Consider the following 22,754-nt stretch of genomic DNA (forward strand, 5'->3'; position numbering starts at 1 on the left):
CGGTCACGGGGCGTCTGCGGTCGCCCAGCAACGTCTCGCGCTCGACGGTGACGACGTCCGGGCGCCCCCCGATCACAACGCAGTCGAGCACGGTGTCCAATGAAAGTGCGCCTCAAGCGGATCATGACCTTCCTGCCCGTGGCGCCGCGACATAACCCGGGCCGGCCCATCATCGCTTTCTGGTAGTCTCTTCCAACCTCCGCACACGCCTTGATTGCGCTAGGGCGAGAACTGGAAGAAGGTAAACGAGACAAGGATTCGGGAGGGAACCACACATGAAGAGATTACTGGCATTTGCTGGCCTTCTGGCAGGCAGCACGGCCGCTGTCGCTCAGGACGCCCCGATAAACCACGATGCCGAATACTACATCCTGCAAGCACAGCGCAGCGCGCAATGGGTCGAAGACGATGCCGCTGTCGACGCCGCCCTTGCGGAGTTTCGCGACAGCAATGGCGGGCGGTCCCCCAATATCATCAGCGTCCTGATCGACGATATCGGCTTTGGCGATCTCGGCATTCCGGAGCTGAATGCGATCCGCGGCTATGAAACGCCCAGCATCAACGCCTTCTCCGACGAAGCGATGCGTATGGTGCGGATGTATACCGAACCCTCCTGCACACCGACCCGCGTCGCACAGATGACCGGTCGCCTTCCGGTGCGGATGGGAATGGGAGACACGACGGTCGACATAGCCGGCTTTGGCCTGCCGGACGAAGAAGTCACCCTGGCGGAGGTGTTGAAGGAAGCCGGCTACGCCACCTCGCATGTCGGCAAATGGCACATGGGCGACATTCCGGAGAGCTGGGCGATGAACCAGGGCTTCGATTATGCGCAGCATGCCATCCACCAGCAAGGCCAGCTTACGATCTTCAACGAGGATGCGATCAAGGAGCAGGTCAGCGTTGGCATCGGCGACTATCTGGACACCTATACTGTCGATAACTGGTTCCGCCCCGACGCCTCCGCCATGATGACGGTGATCGAAGGCGAGGCGGGCGGTCCGATCCGCGAGATCCGCATGGAGCCGGGCGAAACCTGGGGCGCGAGCAAATATGACGAGATGAACCAGGCATTCCAGGACAAGACCCTGGAAGAACTGGAGCGGCTCGCCGGCGGCGAGGAGCCGTTCTTCCTGCAATACTGGCCGATGATCCCGCTCGACAACACGCGCGCGGGGCGCGACGGGCCGCAAAGCCCCAATGGCGGGCTTTATGTCGACAAGATGCAGCAACTCGACAGCTGGCTTGGCGATATCTTCGCCCGGATGGAGGCGCTTGGCGTCGCCGAGAACACCATCGTGGTGGTGATGGGCGATAACGGGCATTTCGACAAATACTCGCCGCAATCGGGCTTCACGCCGATGATCTACAAGGGCGGCAAGGCGTCCACGCATGAGGGCGGTGTGCGGGTCGATGCCTTCATCCGCTGGCCGGGGATGATCGAGGAAGACGCCCTGCTCAACAGCATCATCCATGTCTCCGACCTCTACACGACCCTGGCACGTCTGGGAGGCGCGGAAAGTTTCATCCCGCGCGACAGGCTCGTGGACGGGGTGGACCAGTCTGCCGCGCTACTCTTTGCCGACGAGCAGAAAGCGCGCCGCGACCATGTGATCATCTATTCGATCAACAGCGCGAAGGCGGTGATCAAGGACCAGTTCCGGCTCAACCTGCCCGCGCCGGGCGAGAGCCCGATCATCGCCAAGTTCCACGATCTTTACCGGGACACGCGCGAGGAATTCTCGGTTTCCACGGAAGTCGGCGCCTGGGGAGGCCAGGAATTCGTCCGCATTCTTGGACGTCACATGGCGCGCAAGGAGAAGTTCCCGGACACTCCGCCGGCCTTTGGCGTTCCCTATGAGGGGATCGAGAATATCCGGCCGGAAACCCAGGCCGCTGTCGAGACCTTCCTGATCCGACGCAACGCGCCGCAGAAGTAGCCCGAACCCGCCCGGGCGGACCCTCTGCCCGGGCACTCCAGACCACCATCTTTGAAAGACAGCTCCAATGCTCGCCAATATCCTGTTTTATGCCGGTCTTGCTGTTTCGCTTGTGATCGGGTTCCTCTATTTTCGAGATCTGGGGGATGTCTCCCAGATGATCCTGAAAGTGAAACGCGAAAACACGCTGCGCTTCATCCGCAATGAATACCGCTACGCCGCCATCGGCCTCGGCGGGCTCGTGGTGATGCTGATCGGGCATTTCATGGGCGGCGGTCCCGGGTGGCTCTTCTTCATGGGCCTGCCCATCGTCACCTTTCTGGTCCTGTTCCTCTATATCTTCCCCTGGGTCTGGGTGCATCTGGGGCTGCGCAACCAGCAGGACGAGGCGAAGTATTTCTCCATTGAGGAGGCCCGCGACTGGGTGAACCCCTCCGCCTCCGTGATGGTTATCGAGAATGACGGCCATGCACGCGCCCATCCCGACGCCCAGATCATGCGGCCGCACCTTGCCGGCGACGAAAAGGGGCTGGGAGGGCAGGACGTGATCATGACCTATTGCGCCATGGCCAATCTCGGCCAGGGGTATGTGCCCGCGATCGAGGGCAAGCGGCTCGACCTGGAAGTCCTGGCCCAGCACGGAAACAACCTGATCCTGCGCGACAACGACACCGGCGAGCCGATCCAGCATATCTACGGCTGGCGTGAGGCGGACCGCGACACCGATACCGAAGGTCCGGCCTGTCCGTTGCGCCCGCAGGCACAGATGAAGCCCTGGCCGACCTACCGCATGACCTTCCGCGGCTTCCAGAAGGCCTATCCGGAGGGCGAGGTGTTCCTCAACAAGCCACCCGCCAACCCGATCCTGCGGTTGCTCGACATGGCCACCGAGATCACCTTTGGCTGGGGGATCAGTCGGCAGCATCAGGAATCTGCGCCCGTGATGGACAACATGGAGCATTCCGACGACCGGCTGCCAAACAAGACCTATGTCTGGGGCGTGACGATCGGCCGGGATGCCGTGTGCTGGACCGACGATTTCGTCATAGAGAACGACTGGCTGATCAACACCAATGTCGGCGGGCGCGACCTCGTTGTGAGCCTCGACCCGAAATTCGAGAGCCTCGGGGTCTGGTACAATGACAGCGGCCAACCGGTGACACGTTGCGATTTCTGGGGCAACAGCGATCAGGGCCAGCTCACCCGTGTCGAGACGCTGCGTGCGGGCCTCTTCTGGCATGTCTGGGTCGAGTTCTTTCCGCATACCGATATCAACCGCATCGGCGCGTCGCAGACAGCAGAGAGCGCCGCGTGAAGGATGGCGCGGCGACGCTCTGCCCGTCGGGCAGAGCGTTTCAGGCCTGTGTCAATGACGGCGCGAGGCCGGCGCGGTGTCGCCCGCTCCTCTCGCCGCCCCCGAGCGGGAACCGAAGGTGTTTTGTCGCCGTGGGCCGGACGCCTTCAGGACTGCCGTGAACGTTGTTGAGTAGCACGGGGGAAGGCTTGGCGGCAGGTTGCCCCCCTGCCCGCCTCAATGGCGCTGCCGCACGCACGATCCCGGTTGATTTCAGGCGGCGGATGGCCCGTGATACCCGCCGCGTTGCGAGACGGCCTTTGCGCCCTGTGCATTGCCGAACACCAGACAGGCGCGCAGGGTCTCGTTTGCCAGCCAGGCGCTCATGAAGCCGGCGTTGAACGCGTCCCCCGCGCCGGTCGTGTCGACCACGCGGACCGACTCGGCCGGTTCGTGAATCCGCTCTCCCCCGAGCACCGCCGTTGACCCTGCCGCTCCCTGCTTGATTACGGTCAGCGGGAATTGCGATTGCGGCACACCGATTTCGAGCAGGTGCTTCATTTCCGTGTCATTGGGCAGGAACAGGTCGACCTTTGCCAAGGCGTCGGCGATCTCGGCAGCTGCAAGGCTGTCGTCCCAGCTGCAATCAAGCGAAATCGTCGCCCCGGCGCTCCGGGCAATATCGACGAGATCCGGGCGTTCGATCAGGGTGGCCAGTTCGCCGATGTGAACATGGGTTGCGCCGATCCCGAGAAGATCGCTGGCCTGAAGCGGCGGACAAGCCGGGCCCGTGCGTCGGGTGACGAAGGCGCGGTCCCCCTGTCCGACAAGCGCAACCGTCACCTGGGGGTCATGGCCCGCCTGCGATGTGCGGCACAGCTGCAAGTCTATCCCGGCCTTCTGCAAATCGTCCGAAACGATCTCCACGAACGGCTGGGGCGGCAACATCGCCGACAGAGCCGACCCATGGCCGAGCGCGGCCAGATGCGCGGCCGTGATGAAGGCGCCGCCGCCGGCATGCACGCCGAAGCCGCCCGCATAGATCTCGGTTCCCATCGTCGGCATACGTGGCAGATCGGTGAAGATGAGGTCGCAATAGAGGCGCCCCACGCAGAGGACCACTGGCTTGTCGGTCACGCGAGCGCCTCGCCGCTATCCGCATCGAAAACATGCATATTCTCGGGATCTGCCCCGAGGAATACGATCTCGCCGATGGCGGGCGGGGTGCGGCCATCGGCCTTGGCGATCACGTCGCCATTCGACGTGCCAACATAGATCAGGGTTTCATGCCCGAGCGGTTCGCGCACGTTGACGGCCCCTTCGATCACGACCTGCCCTTCGCCGGGGTGGAGGTCCTCGGGACGGATGCCGAGGATGATCCGGGCACCCGCCGGCAGCTTGCGATGAAAGGCCAGCGTGCCGCCCGTCGACAACTCGATCGCGCCATCGGCATTCACATTGCCCGGGATCATGTTCATCGAGGGCGCGCCAATGAACTGGGCGACGAAGATATTCGCCGGTTGGTGATAGACCTCCGCGGGCGATCCGACCTGCTGGATATGGCCGTCCTTCATGATGACGATCCGGTCGGCCATGGTCATCGCCTCGACCTGGTCATGGGTGACGAAGACGATGGTGGAGCCGACCCGCTGGTGCAGCTTCTTGATCTCGAGGCGCATCTGCGTGCGCAATTGTGCGTCGAGGTTCGAAAGCGGCTCGTCGAACAGGAATACCGCCGGGTCGCGCACCATGGCGCGCCCGATGGCAACGCGCTGTCGCTGTCCGCCGGAAAGCTGGTTGGGCTTTCGGTCAAGATACTCAGTCATGCCGAGCAGCTCGGCGACGCTCTCGATACGCTTCTCCTTCTCGGCTTTCGGCGCTTTCGAGCTGCGCAGACCGAAGCCGATATTCTTGCGCACGGTCATATGCGGGTAGATGGCGTAGTTCTGGAACACCATCGCGATATCGCGGTCCTTCGGTTCCAGGTTGTTCACCACGCGCCCGGCAATCTCGATGCTGCCGGAGGTGACCTCCTCGAGACCGGCCACGAGGCGCAGCGTCGTGGACTTGCCACAGCCTGAGGGGCCGACGAAGACGACGAACTCCCCGTCTTCGACCTCGAGGTTGATGCTGTGGAGCACCTCGGTCTTGTCATAGGTCTTCACGAGGTCTCGAATGACGAGGTTGGCCACGGGTCAGGTCTCCAGAAGCGTGTCAAAGGCGGCGCTGCGGGTCGCGTCGGCTTCGGCAATGCGGGCGATCCGGCGTTGCCGGCGTTGGTCGAGGGCAGTGGCGGTAGCGCGGTAGCTCTTGATCGCGGCGCGCAGCGCCTCGGGGGCGGGGCCACCGGGCCGGTCGCGGCAGGCCACGAAATGCTCCGGTGCTGTCGCTGTCTCGAAGGCTGCCGGCGAGAGCGAGGTCTCGCGACCGGTTTCTGCGCGGAAGGCGTCGGCGAAAGCCACGTAGCCCTGTCCGAGGGCCTGTCCTTGAGCGATCACGGCGGCGGCGGTGCGGGCGGCGATCTCATGCGCCTGGCGGAAGCTCAGCCCGTCCTCCCGCACCAGCGTGTCGGCAAGCTCGGTGATGGTGATACAGGCGGCCTCGGTGGTTGCCCGGACGCGGTCTGCATTGATCGAACAGGCCGGGAGCATTGCCGCGAGCAGCTCCAGCACCCGCCCACCGCTGTCAAAAGCGGCATAGCCGGCCTGCTGCACCTCGCCTTCGCTGTCATTCATGTCGGTGAAAGGCGTGTTGTGCATCGTGTTCACCATCATGTCGCAGCGCCCGACCGTGACGCTGGAGAGGTGTCGCATATGCTCGATCGGCACCGGGTTGCGCTTTTGCGGCATGATCGAGGAGACCTGCACCAGGCTGTTGGGCACGTAGAGCTGGCCGACCTCGAAGGCGGACCAGAACTGCATGTCCTGGATGAGCCGCCCGAGATGCAGGAAAACGAGCTTGATCGCCGAATAGAGCCCGGTGACGTAATCGACCGAAGCGATGCAGCCATAGGAGTTCAGCAGCGGCTCCTCGAAGCCCAGCAAACCCGCCACGCGCGGCCGGTCGATCGGGAAGCCGGACGTGGTGATCGCGGCCGCCCCCATCGGGCAATGGCCGAGCGCGCCAATGGCGGCATTGAGCCGCTCGGCGTCCCGCAGGAGAACCTCCACGGCCGCGCCGAGATAGTGTCCGAAGGTGGATGGCTGCGCCGGTTGGCCATGGGTGTAAGCGACAATCAGCGTGGAAGCCTCGGCCTCGGCTTTGTCGGTGAGCGCCCTGGCCAGTTGCAGGACCTGCGACAGCATTCGGTCGGCGCGCGTGCGCAGCGCCATCTTGAACAACGTGTGGTCCATGTCGTTGCGGGACCGCGCCGTGTGCAGCGCGCCGCCAAGATCGCCGAGGCGATTGCGCAGTTCGGCCTCGACAAGGAAGAAATAGTCTTCGTGTTCCCCGGTATAGCTCAGGGCTTCGATGTCCACCTCCGCATCGATCTGCCGAAGCGCCCCGGCAATCTGGCGGGCCTCGGCCTGTGCCAGGATCCCGGTTTCGGCCAACATGATCAGATGCGCCTGATTGAGCGCGCCCATATCGGCCGCGTAATGGCGTTTCACGCCTTCGAAGAGCGGCGCGAGTACGGTGTCGCGATAGGTCGGATCGGGGAAGATGGTGTTGTCCGTCATCCCTTGAGCCCCGCCATGACAACGCCACGAATGATGAAGCGCTGGAAGATGAGGAAGACGACCAGCGTCGGGATGGTGGAGATTGCCGCGCCCGTCATGATGAGTTCCCAGGCCACATCGGCCTCGTCGCCGAAGGAGGAGAGGCCCACGGGCAGCGTGTACATCTCGACCGAGTTGGTCACGATCAGCGGCCAGATAAAGGCCGTCCAGTTGCCGAGGAAGACGAAGATCGCCAGCGCGGCCAATGCCGGGCGGACCAGCGGCATGGCGACGGTCCACCAGATCTGAAGCTCGTTCAACCCGTCGATCCGCGCGGCCTCGATGAAGTCATCCGGCACGGTTTCGAAGAACTGCTTCATCAGGAAGGTGCCGAAGGCGGTCATCAACCCGGGGAACATGATGCCCCAATAGGTGTCGAGCCACCCGAATTGCTGGCTCATCAGGTACCAGGGGATCACCAACATCTCGGTCGGGATCATCAGCGTCGACAGGATCGCGATGAAGATGATGTAGCGGCCCGGGAAACGGAACTTGCAGAGCGTGTATCCCACGAGGCTGTCGAAGATCACGCTGCAGATCGTGGTGATCACGGCGATGATGAGCGAGTTGAGGAACCACCAGTAGAACCGCCCGTCTTCGAGGACATAGGTGTAATTCTCGATCGTCGGCTCGTCGGGGATGAAGTTCAGGTTATAGACCTCGTGCGGCCATTTCAGCGAGGTCGAGATCATGAAGGCGATGGGCATCACCATCAGGATGCCGCCCGCGAAGAGCAGCAGGAAGCGGATGATCTGGCCCATGTTGCGTGGTGCCCGGGACGGGCCAGTCTTGAGCAGCTCCTCGGAGCTGGGCTTGATCTTGATGTCTTCGGTGACAGCCATCAGCGGTCCTTCAGGATGCGAAGTTGCAGCAGGCTCACCACGAGCAGCACGAGGAAGAGCACAACCGTCTGCGCCGCCGCATAGCCCATGTCGAAGGAGCTGAACGCGGTCTGGTAGATCATCAGCACGAGCGGCTTGGTCGAGTTGAGCGGCCCGCCCGGGTTCTGCGTCGTCATGTTGAAGACGTGGTCGAAGATGCGCAGGAAGCCGATCGAGGAGAACACCACGATGAACACGATGGTGGGCTTCAGGAGCGGCAGCGTGATCTCCCAGAGCACTGTCCAGGTCGAGACACCGTCTATGCGCGCGGCTTCGTAGTAGCTCTTGGGGATCGCCCGAAGGCCGGCCATGAAGATGATGATCTGGAAGCCCAGACCGGCCCAAACCGCCGGCGCCAGGATCGAGGGCAAAGCGTTGGTGGTGGAGTTGAGGAAATTGATCTGCGGGATGCCAAGCGAAGCAAGGAAATTGTTGAACAGCCCGATCGGGACCGGCTGGTAGAACCACCGCCAGACCCAGGCCATCGCCACCGCCGAGGTCATGAAGGGCAGGAAGTAGAGCATCCGCAGGAAGCCATGCATGAACCGCGTCTTGTCGAGGTGGTAGGCGATGACAAAGGAAATCACGAGGCTGACAGGCGTGCCCAGCAGCAGGTAGACGAAGGTGTTCTTGAAGACTTTCCAGAAGATCGGATCGGAGAAGAGCTTGGTGTAATTGTCCAGCCCCGTCCATGTCCGCTCCCCGAGCAGGTTCCAGTCCTGGAAACTGATCAGGATGGCATTTCCGGTCGGGTAGAAACGGATAACCCCGTAGAACAGGACCGGTATCGCCAGGAAGCCCCAGGCCCATGCGATCTGTTTCTGGCGGATCGTGAGATCGCGGTAGAGCTTCATCGGACCCCCTGTCAGGCAAGCCCCGGCCCGAAGGCCGGGGCGGATCGCATCACTTGGTGTAGTATTCGTCGAGCAGCTTCTGCTCGGCTTCGGCGGCGACCGCGAGGCTGTCGGCGGCGGACATGCCCTCAAGCTGCATACGTTCGACCATCTCGACCATCAGCTGGCGCTGTCCGCTCTCATCGGCGAACTTGGTCGTGTTGGCATATTCGAGCCCGCGGATGAACGGCCCGTAGACCGGGTTGCTCGCATTGGCTTCGGTCATGCCGACCGACGGTTTCGCGGGCAACTCGCCCACGACATCGAGCCAGATCTGCATCGCCTCGTCGGAGGTGACGTAGTCCATGAACTTCACGGCGGCGTCGTATTTCTCGCCCTCGGCCTTGGTCGTGACCGCGTTGACCCAGTAGGAGGAATAGTTCGAACGCGTGCCGTCAGCCGTGGCCGGAAGCTCTGTCACGCCCCATTTCAGCCCGCGCTGCTTGTCGAGCGCGCCGATGCGGAAGGAACCATCGATATGCATGCCGGCAAGCCCCGCCTTGAAGGCCGCCTGCGGCTCGTCCATGAAGCCGATCGCCGTGACCGGGTCCTCGCCCATGAACATGTTGGTGTAGAATTCCAGCGCCTTCAGCCCGGCCTCGGTGTTGTAATTCACGGTGTGGTAATCGTCCGCGTAGGGCTCGCCGCCCATCTGCCGGACCAGCCCCTCACGCCACCAGTGGTGGTCCTGCGCGGTCATGCCGGCGGTCATGCCGACCTGGGTGATGTTGCCTGCGCCATCGCGCTTCGTCATCGCCGCGGCCGCAGCCATCAGCTCGTCCAGCGTGGTCGGCGGCTCGACACCGGCCTCCTCCAGCAGGCGCTCATTGTAGAAAAGCGCCAGCGAACGCACGGCGGTTGGTAGCGCCCAGTACTGGTCGCCATCCTTCATCGCCTGCACCATCGGGAAGAACTCTGCATCGATCTTCTCGGCCGGGAAAACATCCGCCGGCAAGGGCTGGATCAGCTCGGCCTGCACGTAGTCGTTCAGCCAGCCATAAAAGAGCTGCACCACGTCCGGCCCCTCGCCCGCGGGAATCGCGGCGGCGACCTTGGTGCGGTAATCGGCATAGGGGAAATGGGTCATCTTGACCGTGATATCCGGGTTCGCCGCCTCGAAATTCTCGATGAGCTGCTCCATCGCCTTGACGCGCGCATCGAAGAAATACTGCCAGTATTCAATCTCGACCGCGTTTGCCACGGACCCCACCAGCGCGGCGACGCTCGTGGCGGAGGCAAGAGCCAGTGCCTTCAATCTGTTGATTTTCATGATTGGTCTCCCCGGTTTTGTCGTCGGTCATCGCCGATCCATTCGCGGCGGGCCGCATCGTCACTGCGATTAACTCAACTGTATTGAGCTTTAAAGTCAAGTGCGCTAATCCCGAAACATGATCTCCAGAACAGACATCGTCGTCGGCGCGAATGCCGAACGCGCACGCAGCCACAACCGCCAGGTGGTGCTCAGGCGCATCCGAGGCGCCGGTCAGATCGGGCGGGCCGAGATCGCACGGGCCTCGGGCCTCTCGATCCAGGCGGTCTCGAATATCATCGCCGACCTGCTCCGGGACGGGTTCATCCTCGAACAGGGCCGCCGGGTCGCCGGACGCGGCCAGCCTCCGGTCCAATACGCGCTGCATGCGCAGGGTGGGTTCGCGCTCGGCGTCGAGATTCGCCCGGACGCCGTTTTTGCCGCCATTCTAGACCTTTGCGGCGCCACCATCGCCTCGGAGCGTGCCGCTTTGTCGGCGACGGATCGGGGCACGGTGACCCGCTCCGTAGTCGCGCTCTGTGACCGGGCACTGGCCTCCTCCGGGATACCGAAGACGCGCGTTCTGGGCGCGGGCGTGGTGATGCCGGGTCCCTTCGGCAGCACCGGCATTCGGGGCAACGGGTCGGAACTTCTGACATGGGACGATGTCGCGCCAGACGCGTGGTTCGCCGAGGCGTTGGATCTGCCGACGGTGGTCGAAAACGACGCCAACGCCGCGGCCATGGCCGAGCGGATCACCGGCGTGGCACAGGGGCTCGACAGCTACGCCTTTCTCTATTTCGGCGCAGGGCTTGGCCTCGGGTCGGTCCAGAACGGGCGGTTGATGGCCGGCGCGTTCGGGAATGCGGGCGAGATCGGCCATATCCCGGTGCCGGGCTCCGGCGGAACCGTGCCGCTCGAAAGCGTTGTCAGTCGCCTCTCGATTCAACGCGCGCTACAGGCCGCCGGAATCGAAACCCGAAGCGGCGAAGACCTCGTCCGGCTCTACGACAACAAAAACGAAGCGCTGCTGATCTGGCTCCAAGACGCAATCGAGCCGCTCTCCGCGGCGGTCACGATTATCGAGAACCTGTTCGATCCCCAGTCCGTGATTCTAGGCGGCGCGATGCCGGACCCGATCCTCGACCACCTTCTGGGATCGGTGCGCCTGTCGGAACGGTCCGTGGCGTCGCGCGAGCATCGCAGCCATCCGCGGCTCCTGCGCGGGGCGTCGGGCCGGATGACGGCCACGCTTGGCGCCGCCGCCCTCGTTCTCAACAAGGCCTTCACGCCCCGGATCGCGGCTCAATCATAGGAAACGCCATGCCCACTCCCGATCAGACCCGCATTGACCAGGACCGTGCACGCCCGCGGATCCTCGAGCTGTGGTGGGCGCTCCGTCCGCTCACATCGGTGATACGCTTCATGCAGTCGGGCGCGCATCCGGATGACGAGATGTCGGGCATGCTTGCGGCCCTGGCTTTCCGGGACGGGATAAACCTGTCCTATGCCTGCTCGACCCGTGGCGAGGGCGGGCAGAACGATATCGGCACCGAGGCGGGGGCCGATCTCGGTGCGTTGCGAACCCGCGAGATGGAGCGGGCCTGCGATATCCTCGGCATGCGGATGTATTGGCATTCCGAGACCCCAGAGGATCCGATCTCCGATTTCGGCTTCTCCAAGAGCGGCGTCGAGACCTTGGGCTATTGGGGTCATGCGCGGACGCTTGCACGGTTCGTCGAAATCGTGCGCAGCGAACGTCCGGATGTCCTTTGCCCGACCTTCCTCGATGTGCCGGGCCAGCATGGCCACCACCGGGCGATGACCCAGGCCGCGCATGAGGTGATGTCGGCGGCGGCCGATCCCGGCTTCCCCTCCAACCTGCCGCTGTGGCAAGTGCGCAAGCTCTACCTGCCGGCAAGCTCCGGCGCCGGGACGGCCTATGACGATGACGAGCCACCCCCGCCCGCAACGCTCCGCATCGATGGATCAGGCGAAGATCCGATGAGCGGCTGGAGCTGGGACCGGATCGGCCAGCAATCCCGCGCCTTTCACCGCACGCAAGGCATGGGACGCTGGGTCGGCCTGTCCGCTTCTGGCGATTGGGACCTGCACCTTGCGGAGAGCCATGTGGCCGGGCCGGATACCGCGCTGGCCTCCGGGCTTGCCGGCACCCTTGGCGCATTGGCCGAGCTGCCGGGAGCCGCGCCGATTGCCGACGCTCTCTCTGCCGCGCAGGCGGCGATCGAGGCGGCGATCGCGGCCTTCCCCGATGGGGCTTCCGTCGCCAGAGAGGCCGTTGCCGCGCTTGCCGCCCTGCGCGCAGCCCGTGAGCACTGTCCGGAGGCGCTGCACGACGAGATCCTGCATCGGCTGGACGCCAAGGAGGTGCAGCTTTCCCGCGTGATCCGCCTGGCCCTGGGTGTCGAGGCGCGCTGTCGGACGGGCGAGGTCTTCCTTCTGCCGGGACAGAGCAGCCCGCTTGCCGTGGAGTGGACCTGTGGCGCGGCGACGTCGGTGGACGTGGCCTTCGAGCTCCCCGACGGCTGGAGCGTCGGGGATGGGGTGCTCTCCCTGTCCGGCTCGGCCCTGCCGAGTGATCCCTATCGCAGCCGCTACGACCCGGCGGATCCCGCGGCGCCTGCGCTGCGCCTGACGTTCTCAGCGGCGGGCGAGCGCATCGAAACCCGGGTGCCATTCGAGGCAGAGCCGGTCGTCTTGCCCGCGCACACGGTTTCCGTGTCGCCCGAGGCGACCTTGATCAATCTCGCCGGCACCAACCGCCGTATGGATGTCCGGTTCCGCGACATCCGCCCCACCGGTGCGGAACTGTCCCTTGTTCCGCCGCCGGGATGGGAGGTCGCCATGCAGACCGGCGCGGCGACACTCACGGCCCCGAACGCGGCGGAGCCGGGGCTCTACCAGTTGCCGCTGCGCCTCGACGGTCAGGCAGCGTCGAGCCTGCGCCTCATCGATCATTCCCACGTGGCGCCCACGGCCCGGGCCCGTCCGGCCGAATTGCGGCTGCGGGTCGTCGATGTCGCGGTGCCGAACGTGCGGGTCGGCTATATCGGCGCGGGCAATGACCGTGTCGATCATTGGCTCACGGCACTTGGGGCGGATGTGACTGCGCTCACCGACGAAGCACTTGCGAGCGAAGCAACACTTGCGGAGTTCGGAACCATCGTCATCGGCATCTTCGCCATGCGTTTCCGGCCCGGGCTGGCCGAGGCCATGCCACGAATCCACCGCTGGGTGCAGGCCGGCGGGACGCTGATCACGCTCTACCACCGTCCGTGGGACAACTGGGATCCCGACAGCATTCCGCCGCGCCGGCTGGAGATCGGCCAGCCATCGATCCGCTGGCGGGTCACCGACCAGACAGCCGAGGTGCGCCAGATCGCCGATCACAGCCTGCTGCGGGAACCGAACCGGATCGGACCGGACGACTGGGACGGCTGGGTCAAGGAGCGCGGTCTCTATTTCGCGAAGAGTTGGGATGAGAGCTATCGCGCCCTGCTGGAGATGTCCGATCCCGGCGAGGCACCGCAATCCGGGGCGCTGCTCGTGGCCGATATTGGCAAGGGCCGCCACGTGCACACATCCTTGATCCTGCACCACCAGATGGAACATCTCGTCCCCGGCGCCTTCCGCCTGATGGCGAATCTCATCGCGCCGCGTCAATGACAGGTGAACCGCCGCGCGACAATCTTCGCGGCGGGGCGTGGCTGTTGGCGGATCTGATGTTGAACATCTGGGCGCTGACGATCGTGAAATGGCTTGGAGCGGACTATCCGGCGACCCAGATCGTCTTTCTGCGCGCGCTGGTTGGATTGATCCTGGTCCTGCCGGTGGCGTGGCACCGGCGAGAGGCGTTTCGACATGTTGCAGACCTGCACCTGCATTTGCTGCGGGTCGGCTTTGCCGTCGTCACACTGACCGCCAGCTTCTTCGCGATCCCGCGGGTGCCACTGGCGACGGTCACCGCAATCGGCTTCACCCGCCCGTTGGTCACCATGGTGCTGGCCGCAATCCTGCTCCGCGAGGTGATCGGCCGCCGCCGCTGGATCGCCGCCGGCGTTGCGTTCCTCGGTATCCTGTTCGCCGTGAACCCGAGCGAACTGCCATGGAATTGGGGGCTGGCCGCGATGGGGATCGTGGTGCTGTCCGGATCCGCCGCTGTGATCGCCACGCGGCGGCTGCGCCATGCGCCCGTGATCGTCATGATGCTGTTCTACACCGCAGGCCTGGCGGTGTTCTCGGCCCCGTTCACGGCGCTCACCTGGACTCCAATCCAGCCCGGCCACCTCGTTCCCCTGATCTTGATCGGCTGTTTCGCGCAGACCGCGCAGCTCTGCTATCTGCGGGCGCATTTCTTTGGCGCGGCGGGGTTCCTGTCGGTGCTGAGCTATCTCAGCCTCGTCTTCTCGGTCAGCACCGGCTTCGTCTTCTTTGGCGAACGCCCGAGCCCGACCTTCGCAGTCGGCGCATGTCTTGTCGTCGGCGCGGCACTCTGGGCGACAACGTCTGTGCGCGGCTCCGGGTCGCCTGACTAAACCGTCAGGAATTGAGCCGGCGAAATACCTTCCCTTCTTTCTCGACCTCGCGCTGGATGCCAAGCTCGGCATCCTCAAGCGAGATGTGATCGCGACCGGCGGCAATGGCCTGGATCGCGGCGAATTGCACCACATTCACGATCGCCCCGCCCGTCAGCTCGTAGTCGCGCAATTTCCCGATCACCGCGTCAGGCAAAAGCTGCGGCCGCGCCGCACGGCGCCATATGCGCATGCGCTCTTCCGGGCCGGGCTCCGTGAACTGCACGATAGAGTTGAAGCGGCGCAGAAAGGCGTCGTCGATATTGCTCCGCAGGTTGGTGGCGAGGATGCAGAGCGCGTCGCAATTCTCGATCCGCTGCAACAGGTAGCTGACTTCCTGGTTGGCATAGCGGTCGTGGCTGTCTTTGACGTTCGTTCGCTTTCCGAACAGCGCATCCGCCTCGTCGAAGAACAGGATCCAGTCACGGCTCTCGGCGATCTCGAACACCTTGGCGAGGTTCTTCTCCGTCTCGCCAATATATTTCGAGACGATGGCCGAAAGGTCGATGCGATAGACCGCGCGTTTGGTGAATTTCCCCAGCAGCGTCGCCGCGAGCGTCTTGCCCGTGCCCGACGGCCCGAAGAACAGCGCCCGATAACCCGGCGCAAAACGGCCCGCGTCGAACCAGCTCTCGCGCAGCTCCGCCGCATGCAGGATCCACGCCCGGATGTGCCCGAGCGCTTCGGTGGTGGCAGGTTGCAGGATCAGGTCGTTCCATTCCAGCTGCGTCGAGAGGCGATGCGCGGGAAATTCGGCGGAGAATGCCGGCGGCTGCAACTCGCCCAGGGTCAGCTGGTAGATCCATTCCGGCGACATGGAGATCTGGCCCGACAGGAGCGGCGCCCCCGGTTTCGCAGGCTCCAGCTGCAGGATTCCCTTCTGCGCAAACCAGTGACTGGGCGAGAAGACGCGGTGCACGGCAAAGCGCCCGTCCATGTCGTGCCCGGCCAGCAGAAAGGCCGCCGTCTGGCCGGTGGGCATGAAGGTGCGGCTGTCGGGGTCGCGCACACCGCCCAGTTCGGGCATCTGCGCCGGTGCGTCCAGCATCGGCCGCAGGATCGAATCCAGCAGCGTCGGACGCACATGCGGCAGGAGCGCCAGCATCACGATCACATATTCCACGAATTGCGGCTGGTGATCGCGGATGAAATTCCCCAGCGACGAGCCGTCATCGAAATAGCTCAACGTGACGCTGCCTTCCGGCGCGATTTCCTCGTCATTGAGGCGCGACCGGATCAGCCGCGAAAGAACGTCGAAGGCCGCGTCGAGATTGTCGGCATTCGAGAGGGGCACGGGTCTGTCTTGCAGGGTCATGGGTCAGCTCAGGTTTATCTTTTTGGCATTCACGGCGGCGATGGTGCGGTAGATCTGCTTGCCGCGGTTCTCTTTCTGGGACGGGTTGAGCGCGGTGTAGCTCGTTTCGGTCGTGGTCAGTTTGGTGCGGATGGCGGCGGCATCGGCGTAGCTTGCCTGCTCTTTCAGGATCCCCACGAAATGGGTGGTGACCGGCAGGCCGGCCGATTGGGTGTTGATCGCCGAGACCAGCTGGCTGCTGCTGCCCGAGGTGATACCGGGAATGCTGGCATTCACATTGTCGGGGGGCTTGGGCGAGTCGAACAGCGCCTTGCTGATATGAGGGCCCTTCTTCCACGTGCCGTCCTTCTTCTCCGCCTTGTGCCAGACAAGGACGAGCTTTTTCGGGAAGCCCCGGGTTTCCTCTTTTGTCGACGGCCAGAAGGTGGCCGTGGCGCGGAAATACAGTTGTTCCTTCTGCGAATGCACGCGGCGCTTCAGATCGCTTTCGGCCTTGCTTTCCATCAGCCGGTTGGTGGATTGCGGGATCGGCACCATGTTCCGCGCCTTGCCCGGCCCGTGCACATTGTCATTGAGCAGGTGGCCGCGAATCCAGACCGTCTTGCCTTCGGCCGTGTTGATCCGGCGGGCGTAGTCGTAGCCCGGCGGGTCCTCTGACGGGCTGCTGCCCTTCTCGTCGCCCGGAATGAAGGTGAGCGGCAGGGCCGTGACCTGTTTGTGGCCGGCATCCGTATAGGTGACCTTCGTGCGCGCGGCGGCCACATCATCGATATTCATCTGCTTCAACACGCCGGACAGCGCCAGAAGCTGGGTGCGAAAGTTGCGGATCTCGGTCTGCAGCTCGCCCTGTTTCTTGCGATAGGCATCCTTGTTCGCCGACCCGATGGCCTTGCGCTCGGCCTGCAGTTTGTCCATCCGCTCTTCGGATTTCAGCACCTGCTTGACGTAGATGCGGTTGGCCTCTTTGGCGAGCTTGGCCTGCGCTTTATCGTCGGACTTCATCTGCGCTGCGATGAACGTCTGGAAGGCGCTCGGTGTCGAGGCGATCCAGAGATCCGCGCGGGTGCCCTCGCCCTTGTAGTAAATCTTGTGATCGCCGCCATCCTTGGAGCGGAAGGGCCGTTTTTCCGTCCACCAGCGGATCAGCTTCATCGCCGCGTCCTTGGCCTTCTTGCCCGCTTTCTTTGCCCCGCCAACAATCTTTGCGATCAGTTTTCGCGCGAAGGCCACGACCCTGTCGATCAGCGCGTCGATGGCCTTGTTCACCGGGGCCTGGATCTTCGTGATAACCCCCTGGATGGCGCCTGCGATGTCGCCCAGCCCCAGCGCCGAGGCGATGAAAGACAGCACGATGGGAAGCGCCCGCGCCAGAGCGTTCTCGACCGCCTTGGCGGCGGGTTTGAGGATCCCCGCCGCGATATTCGAGATCGCGCCATAGACGCTGAGCACGAAATCCTTGATGCGCCGGATATTGTCGATCAGCCAGAAGACCAGATCCGCCAGCATCTTCAGCAACCGAACGATGGCCGAGGCCGGGTTGAGCATCGACAGGAGCCACATGATCCCCTGCTTGATGACATTGAGCAGGGTCCAGTTGCGGATCGCGCCGAGGATCGTGTCCCTGAGCGAGGCGAGCTTCGCCTTCACTTCCTCCCAGAGCCCGGCGTAATCCTTGTCGAGCAGCATCTTCACGAATTTCCATCCGGCCTCGATCTTGGCGAAGATGCCGGCCGCTTTCGGGAATTTCAGGATGATGCGCGCCTTGATGTTCTCGTAGGTGAGCCCGAGGATCTGCGCCATCAGGCTGAAAAACCCCTTGATGTCCCATTTGGTCGGCAGGGTGATCGGCACGGCCGAGAGCGTGCCGGTCAGCCAGGAAATCACGCCTGTCTTGAAATGCTGCACGAAATTATCGGCGAAATTGCGCAGCCCCATGCCAACGGCGCGGAACAGGTTGTTGATGAAGGGCCCGGGAGATTTCAGGATCGACAGGATCTTCTGCCCTGCCCGCTCAAGGAAATCGAGGATCGGCTTGGGGTTCACCCCGGCCAGTTCGCAGGCCGCCTCGAAGGCGATCTTGAGCGCACCGACGAAATCCCCGCGCAAGGCCGCGCCGATGACCTTCACGACGGCCTTCAGCGCCGCCTGGAACTTCTCCAGCAGCTTGTCGAGCGCGCCGGCCAGCGCATCGGCCAGTTTCTCGACCGTTGCAATCGCCCCGTCGGCGGCGGCATTCACCCCGGCAACCGCCACGTCGACCGTCTTGTCGATCCCGTCATTGAGCGCCTTGGCGAGGCCGGGATAGCGATCCTTGACGTATGTATTCACCTTGTCCTTGGCCCAGTCGCGGAAGCCGTTCAGCGCCTTGATCGCCCGGTTTCGGGCGGCGTTGATCTTCTCCACCGCCCATTTCTTCGCAGCGTCGAGCGCCTTCTTCACCGCCGCGCGCATCGCGGTGAAGATGGAATCGATCGCCGAGGTGATCTTGTTGACGATGGCTTTTGTAAGCTTGCCCCACCAGCTGTCGTCACTCTCCTTCTTCTTGATCTCGGCCTTTTCCGTTTTGGCATCGCTCTCGGCCGTGGTCTTCAACCCGTCGGCCTTCTTCTCCCCATCAGCGAGATCCTTGTCGGCCTTTCCCTCGCTGTCCTTGACGTCGGCGGCGATGGCCTTGCCCTTGGTGGTCTGCTCGCCCGCCGCATCCTTCGAAAACTCGGCCACGCCGTCATAGGCGCCCTGAACCGCCTCACCCTGCTGGCGCGCGGCATCGGAGCGCCCGGCCACGACGGCCTCGCGTTGCTTGCCATCAGCCGACGTGTTGGCCGCTGCGGTCCTTGCCTCGGCATCGGCAATGGCCGCGTCCTTCTCCGCGTCGCGGGCACTCCCGGCCGTCTCCACATCGCCGCGCGCTTTCGACATGCTCCCATCGAGCTTCTTGGCCATCTTCGCATCCGCCGCGCCGCGGAAATCGGCGGGCCACTGGGCTTTCGCGTAATCGTCGGTGTCCGTCCCCACCTCCATGTCCTTGACCGGTTCGGAGGTCTGCGGCGCCTGTTCGGACTTGAAGTCCTGATCGACCTTGCGTGGCTGGATGTTCGATTGCCCCGGATGGGCCTTGAAACTGGCGGCCTTGGCGTCACGCTCTTGCCGCAGCTTCGCGGTGCCTTCCTCGCGCTGGCGCCCCATGCGGCCGGTATCCGCGTCCCCGGTCAGCGCCACGCGTTGTCTCGGCCCGGCGGTCGTGGTGACCCCGTCATCGCGGACCCGGATCGCCGACAGGAAGGAGGCAAAGCTCTTGCGCAACCAGTCGAGGAAACCGCCGGAGCTCTCATTCTGCTTCATCTGTCGGCCGAACGTCGTGTTTGCGGTGCTCGGAGCCTCCCCCTTGTCCGTGTGCGGCCCCGGCTCCAGATCGCCGACCTCCGCGCCCTGCCCCTCATCCTTGAGCGTCACATCCTCTGGCACCGGGATCTGGTCGGGCGCGGTGATGGCCGGATCCACAGCGCCGCCGGTCTCGGCCTTGAGCTTCGGAGTTTCCTCCGCGACCTGCTTCTTTTCCACCTGCGTCTTGCGATCGAGCGTCGCGCCGAGATCGGGCGCGGTGATCGCCATCGAGGACGGGCTGGCCCGGGTGTAGCTGGCCGTGGCTTCGTCGGACTTGCCTACCAGTGCCACCTTCTCGACCTTGGCCGCCGGCTCCGCCTGCGCCTCCACGACCGGCGGAAGATCAAGATCGACCGCAACCTCGGCCTCGGGCCCGGCCATGGCTTCCTCACTCGCGGAAACCTCCTGTTCCAGCCCGGCAACATCGGTGGCCGGAGCATCCTCCTGAAGGCTGTCCTCCTTGGCCGCCTCGCTCGCGCCCAGATCAGGAGCGGAGCGGTCAATGGTCACAAGCGGCACGGACGGCATGTCCACCTTGCCCACCGGATCGAAGAAATGCTTCCAGTAGCCGATGGGCTGGGTCGTCTCCTGCACCTGCCCGCCCATGTTGTTGCTGCCGGCCGTGTTGCCGTCGATGGTCGTGACCTTGATCTTGCTGAAATCCGCGGCCTTGGCGGTCTCGTGCGATTCAACCGCCGAGACCAGTGCCTGGTGATGCGTCAGCTTTGAGCCTTCAGGCATCCAGGGCAGCTTGTCGCGATAGGCGATATCCCCCACCTGCGGCAGCTCGCCGGCTGGGCGCAGCTGCGTATGCTTGAGCATCGGCATGCCCAGCGACCAGGGTGGCAGCGGCACGCCAGCACGCCGCAACGCCGACCATGCGAAGATCCCGCACCAATGCGGCAGGTCTTGCGGATGAGCGAGCGGACGTTTCATCAGCGCATCCGGGAAGAGGTCCCGGTCGAAGGCGCCATGAAAGACCTCCTTCAGCTGCTCCCACCCGATCCGTTCGCCCGTCTCGTCGGTGAAGTTGGAGTTGATCTTGCCCTCGTAGCTATAGGCGATCCGCAGCGCCTCAAGCGTTTCGGGCCGCACCTGCTGCTGGTTCTCCTCGAATACGCGCTGCGCCACGGTATCCTCACGCACGGGCACAGCCGCTTGGTGCAATGTGTGGGCCAGCTCATGCGCCAGCAGGTGGTCCCCGTCCTGCGATCCCGGCGAGAAGCGATGCGGGGAGAAATAGATGTCGCGCCCGGACGTGAAGGCTTTTGCGTTCAACAGCCGCGTCATCAGGAAGGCCGGATGATCGGTATGGATGCGCACACCGGAGAAATCGGCCCCCAGCCCCTGCTCCATCTTCCGACGCACACCCTCGGGCAGCGGGTTGCCGCGTCCGCGCGAGGCACGCAGCTGGGTCTCGACGCGGTTGAGCCGAAGCGCGCGCGGCGACAGGGCCGGTCTGGCCGCGCGCATCTGCACCGGCTCCTCTTCCTCGGTCTCCGGCTGACGCTGCGCCTCGTCCCTGGCCTGAACCGGTTCCTCTTCTTCCTCGGACTGTCGTTGCGCCTCCTCGTCCCGGGCCTGCAGGTCCTCTTTCTCCTCGGCTTCCAGCTGCGCATCCGCCTCGGATGCCGCCTGGACGGGTTCTTCTTCCTCCTCGGGCTGACGCTGTGTTTCCTCTTCGCGGGACTGTACGGCTTCCTCTTCCTCCTGGGCCTGAACCGCCTCCTCCTGTTCGGACACGGCCTGCGCATCCTCTTCCCGCGCCTGCAGCTCTTCTTCTTCGCCCTCCTCCTGCTTTTGCGCCTCCGGCTCCGCCATCATCTGCAACGGCTCATCCGCGACATCGCCGGGGCGCATGTCAGAGGCCGGCTCATGCTGGTGCCAGAGCGGGTCGCTCTCGCGGCTTTCGCACGCGGCCTGCGCTTCCTCCTCGCTGCGTTGCGCGATCGGGCTCACCTGTTCGGAAATCCGCACGCCACCGGCCATCGGTCCGCGACCATGGACGACCGCATCCGCCGCGTGATCGGCCTCCTGCTCCAGCTTCTCGCCGGGACGGGACACATTGAGCTTGGTCTGAAGTGGCGTGAAGAAGGGCTCCGGTGCTTTCCCCCTGCCCCGTTCCGCTGGCATGCCCTGTTTCGCCGCCGCCTGTTTCATGCCCAGGCAACCTTGATGGGCCGATCCAGCCAGGGCAGCATGACACTCCCCAGCGACCACGGGATCGACGCCAGAAGCGCGTCCGTTCCGCGGGTTTCGACAGAGATCTGCGCGGCTGTCGCATCATACAGACCGGGGCGCTGAAGGAAGGTCTCGCGCAGCGCGTCCGGAGAGGTCCGGCCCAGCTTGTTCCAATGCCCGATCACGGCTTGCAGGAGCTTGCCGCATTCTTCCTGCATGTCGGGAGGCAACTCGCTGTCCTCAAGCAAGGGGACATGACCGGGAATGTTCAGCAGGATACGGGCGATCAGCAGGTCAGGCTCCTGTGCGACGCTCCGTCCCCGCGCCAGGAAATGCAGCACCTGCGCGGCACGCGGAGCGCCTTCGTCGCTGATATCCAACGCGAGGTTCTCAAGGAGATGCGGCAGGAAGGGCCACAGCAGAACCAGTCCCGCATCGGCGACGGGCACCGGAAGATCGGCCGGGACCTGCGCGGTCTCGTCTTCCGGGGCTTCGGGGCCCGGATGCGCGCGGACCGCGTCAGGCGGCGTCGACGCGCTCTGCGGATTGCCAAGCCTGTTGGCATGATCCGGCAGAGCGACGCCAACGACCAGTGTGGAGGCGAATTCGGTCAGGAGCGTGGCAAGTCGTTGGGGCGAAGACCCGTCCGCCGCGAGGCCAGCCCGGATCTGCGAGGAGGTCTCCCGGAGTCTCTCCGCAAGCTCCTGCGGAGCATCGGTTTCCGCGAGAGCCAGAAGCGTCAGGAGGTGCGCGGCTGATATCCCCTTCAGAACACGCCGCGCGGCGGACGGATGGCGGTGCACCGCTTGCAGGATCGCCATTGCAAGAGGACCGTCCGGTGCTTCGAAGAGAGCGGCAACAAGCGCGTCAAGCGCGCGCTCCGGAACGAAAGCAGGCAGGACGCCCTGCGCGAGATAGGTCAGGAAAGCCCGAAGCCGCGCCTGCCCGATCGTTTGCCGAACCGGCTTGGCGGCAGCCGCCTCCAGATCCGGATCGCCCGCGGCGTCCATTGTCTCGATGCGTCCTCCCGCGGCGCGGATGATCGCGTCGGCGACGGCCTCGGCAAGAGCATCGACATCCGGTTCCGCACCGGGCGGCAGGGTGCCGAGATCGACCTCGAGCCTGTCGAAATGCAGCACCTCGCCCGATCCGGCCATCTGGTCCAGCCGCCGCGCCAGCGCCTCTTGCAGACGGTGCCGGGCGGCAGCCTCCAGCTTCTGACGGAGGCCAAGAAGATCACCTTCGCGCGCGGCAGACATCTCGAACCGCATACGGCCGATATGATGTGCCTGCGCCACGACCC

At 64.3% G+C, this 22,754-nt stretch carries 14 protein-coding genes; 5 read left to right on the forward strand and 9 right to left on the reverse strand.

The features are described 5' to 3' along the window. Nucleotides 1-275: 275 nt before the first annotated feature. Both R3X27_RS15100 and R3X27_RS15105 read left to right on the forward strand, forming a co-directional pair. On the forward strand, nucleotides 276-1,940 hold the full coding sequence (locus R3X27_RS15100) for a sulfatase-like hydrolase/transferase (protein ID WP_317709703.1): 1,665 nt from the start codon (nucleotides 276-278) through the stop codon (nucleotides 1,938-1,940). A 67-nt stretch (nucleotides 1,941-2,007) separates the two neighbouring features. Then, nucleotides 2,008-3,255, forward strand: a complete 1,248-nt coding sequence (locus tag R3X27_RS15105; protein WP_317709704.1) for a DUF3179 domain-containing (seleno)protein — start codon at nucleotides 2,008-2,010, stop codon at nucleotides 3,253-3,255. Between the two features lie 252 nt (nucleotides 3,256-3,507). Here the strand turns inward: R3X27_RS15105 and R3X27_RS15110 are convergent, their stop codons facing one another. Genes R3X27_RS15110 through R3X27_RS15135 form a run of 6 tightly spaced genes read right to left on the reverse strand, consistent with a single transcriptional unit; the run spans nucleotide 3,508 to nucleotide 9,997 of the window. Beyond that, nucleotides 3,508-4,371: a carbohydrate kinase family protein gene (locus R3X27_RS15110; protein ID WP_317709705.1), complete on the reverse strand. Its 864-nt coding sequence runs from the start codon at nucleotides 4,369-4,371 to the stop codon at nucleotides 3,508-3,510. Then, nucleotides 4,368-5,426, reverse strand: a complete 1,059-nt coding sequence (locus R3X27_RS15115) for a sn-glycerol-3-phosphate ABC transporter ATP-binding protein UgpC (protein ID WP_317709706.1) — start codon at nucleotides 5,424-5,426, stop codon at nucleotides 4,368-4,370. Before R3X27_RS15115 ends, R3X27_RS15110 begins: the two co-directional genes overlap by 4 nt. A gap of 3 nt (nucleotides 5,427-5,429) precedes the next feature. Then, on the reverse strand, nucleotides 5,430-6,914 hold the full coding sequence (gene argH / locus R3X27_RS15120; protein WP_317709707.1) for an argininosuccinate lyase: 1,485 nt from the start codon (nucleotides 6,912-6,914) through the stop codon (nucleotides 5,430-5,432). Beyond that, entirely contained in the window at nucleotides 6,911-7,795 is an 885-nt protein-coding gene (locus R3X27_RS15125; protein ID WP_317709708.1) for a carbohydrate ABC transporter permease, read from the reverse strand. Before R3X27_RS15125 ends, argH begins: the two co-directional genes overlap by 4 nt. Continuing rightward, nucleotides 7,795-8,688 carry a sugar ABC transporter permease gene (locus R3X27_RS15130; protein WP_317709709.1) on the reverse strand — a complete coding sequence of 298 codons (894 nt, stop codon included), beginning with the start codon at nucleotides 8,686-8,688 and terminating at the stop codon, nucleotides 7,795-7,797. The genes R3X27_RS15125 and R3X27_RS15130 overlap by 1 nt, the downstream gene beginning before the upstream one ends. A gap of 49 nt (nucleotides 8,689-8,737) precedes the next feature. Further along, nucleotides 8,738-9,997 (reverse strand): extracellular solute-binding protein, encoded by a 1,260-nt coding sequence (locus tag R3X27_RS15135; protein WP_317709710.1) that lies wholly within the window; start codon nucleotides 9,995-9,997, stop codon nucleotides 8,738-8,740. A gap of 118 nt (nucleotides 9,998-10,115) precedes the next feature. Between R3X27_RS15135 and R3X27_RS15140 the strand changes: the two genes are divergently transcribed. From R3X27_RS15140 to R3X27_RS15150, 3 genes are read left to right on the forward strand one after another with little or no spacing between them, the layout of a single operon-like run. Beyond that, nucleotides 10,116-11,291, forward strand: coding sequence for an ROK family transcriptional regulator (locus tag R3X27_RS15140; protein WP_317709711.1), 1,176 nt, complete (start codon nucleotides 10,116-10,118; stop codon nucleotides 11,289-11,291). Between the two features lie 8 nt (nucleotides 11,292-11,299). Further along, a complete protein-coding gene (locus R3X27_RS15145; protein WP_317709712.1) occupies nucleotides 11,300-13,663 on the forward strand; it encodes a PIG-L family deacetylase in 2,364 nt (787 codons plus the stop codon). Nucleotides 13,664-13,719: 56 nt separating this feature from the next. Then, nucleotides 13,720-14,532 (forward strand): DMT family transporter, encoded by an 813-nt coding sequence (locus R3X27_RS15150; RefSeq protein WP_317709713.1) that lies wholly within the window; start codon nucleotides 13,720-13,722, stop codon nucleotides 14,530-14,532. Nucleotides 14,533-14,536: 4 nt separating this feature from the next. Here R3X27_RS15150 and R3X27_RS15155 read toward each other — a convergent pair whose 3' ends face one another. The 3 genes from R3X27_RS15155 to R3X27_RS15165 are packed head-to-tail and all read right to left on the reverse strand — an operon-like array spanning nucleotide 14,537 to nucleotide 22,749. Then, on the reverse strand, nucleotides 14,537-15,865 hold the full coding sequence (locus R3X27_RS15155) for an ATP-binding protein (RefSeq protein ID WP_317709714.1): 1,329 nt from the start codon (nucleotides 15,863-15,865) through the stop codon (nucleotides 14,537-14,539). 24 nt (nucleotides 15,866-15,889) lie between these two features. Further along, on the reverse strand, nucleotides 15,890-21,430 hold the full coding sequence (locus R3X27_RS15160) for a DUF4157 domain-containing protein (RefSeq protein WP_317709715.1): 5,541 nt from the start codon (nucleotides 21,428-21,430) through the stop codon (nucleotides 15,890-15,892). Further along, nucleotides 21,427-22,749, reverse strand: coding sequence for a contractile injection system tape measure protein (locus R3X27_RS15165; RefSeq protein WP_317709716.1), 1,323 nt, complete (start codon nucleotides 22,747-22,749; stop codon nucleotides 21,427-21,429). The genes R3X27_RS15160 and R3X27_RS15165 overlap by 4 nt, the downstream gene beginning before the upstream one ends. Nucleotides 22,750-22,754 lie beyond the last annotated feature (5 nt).

Origin of the sequence: Tropicimonas sp. TH_r6 (assembly GCF_033101155.1) — a bacterium.
Taxonomy (GTDB): Bacteria; Pseudomonadota; Alphaproteobacteria; order Rhodobacterales; family Rhodobacteraceae; genus Tropicimonas.

Excerpts from the sequence above, each read along its gene's own strand:
- R3X27_RS15145 (WP_317709712.1), top strand. The coding sequence starts at position 11,300 with ATGCCCACTCCCGATCAGACCCGCATTGACCAGGACCGTGCACGCCCG.
- R3X27_RS15125 (WP_317709708.1), bottom strand. The coding sequence starts at position 7,795 with ATGGCTGTCACCGAAGACATCAAGATCAAGCCCAGCTCCGAGGAGCTG.
- R3X27_RS15105 (WP_317709704.1), top strand. The coding sequence starts at position 2,008 with ATGCTCGCCAATATCCTGTTTTATGCCGGTCTTGCTGTTTCGCTTGTG.
- R3X27_RS15100 (WP_317709703.1), top strand. The coding sequence starts at position 276 with ATGAAGAGATTACTGGCATTTGCTGGCCTTCTGGCAGGCAGCACGGCC.
- R3X27_RS15130 (WP_317709709.1), bottom strand. The coding sequence starts at position 8,688 with ATGAAGCTCTACCGCGATCTCACGATCCGCCAGAAACAGATCGCATGG.
- R3X27_RS15160 (WP_317709715.1), bottom strand. The coding sequence starts at position 21,430 with ATGAAACAGGCGGCGGCGAAACAGGGCATGCCAGCGGAACGGGGCAGG.
- R3X27_RS15150 (WP_317709713.1), top strand. The coding sequence starts at position 13,720 with ATGTTGAACATCTGGGCGCTGACGATCGTGAAATGGCTTGGAGCGGAC.
- R3X27_RS15135 (WP_317709710.1), bottom strand. The coding sequence starts at position 9,997 with ATGAAAATCAACAGATTGAAGGCACTGGCTCTTGCCTCCGCCACGAGC.
- argH (WP_317709707.1), bottom strand. The coding sequence starts at position 6,914 with ATGACGGACAACACCATCTTCCCCGATCCGACCTATCGCGACACCGTA.
- R3X27_RS15140 (WP_317709711.1), top strand. The coding sequence starts at position 10,116 with ATGATCTCCAGAACAGACATCGTCGTCGGCGCGAATGCCGAACGCGCA.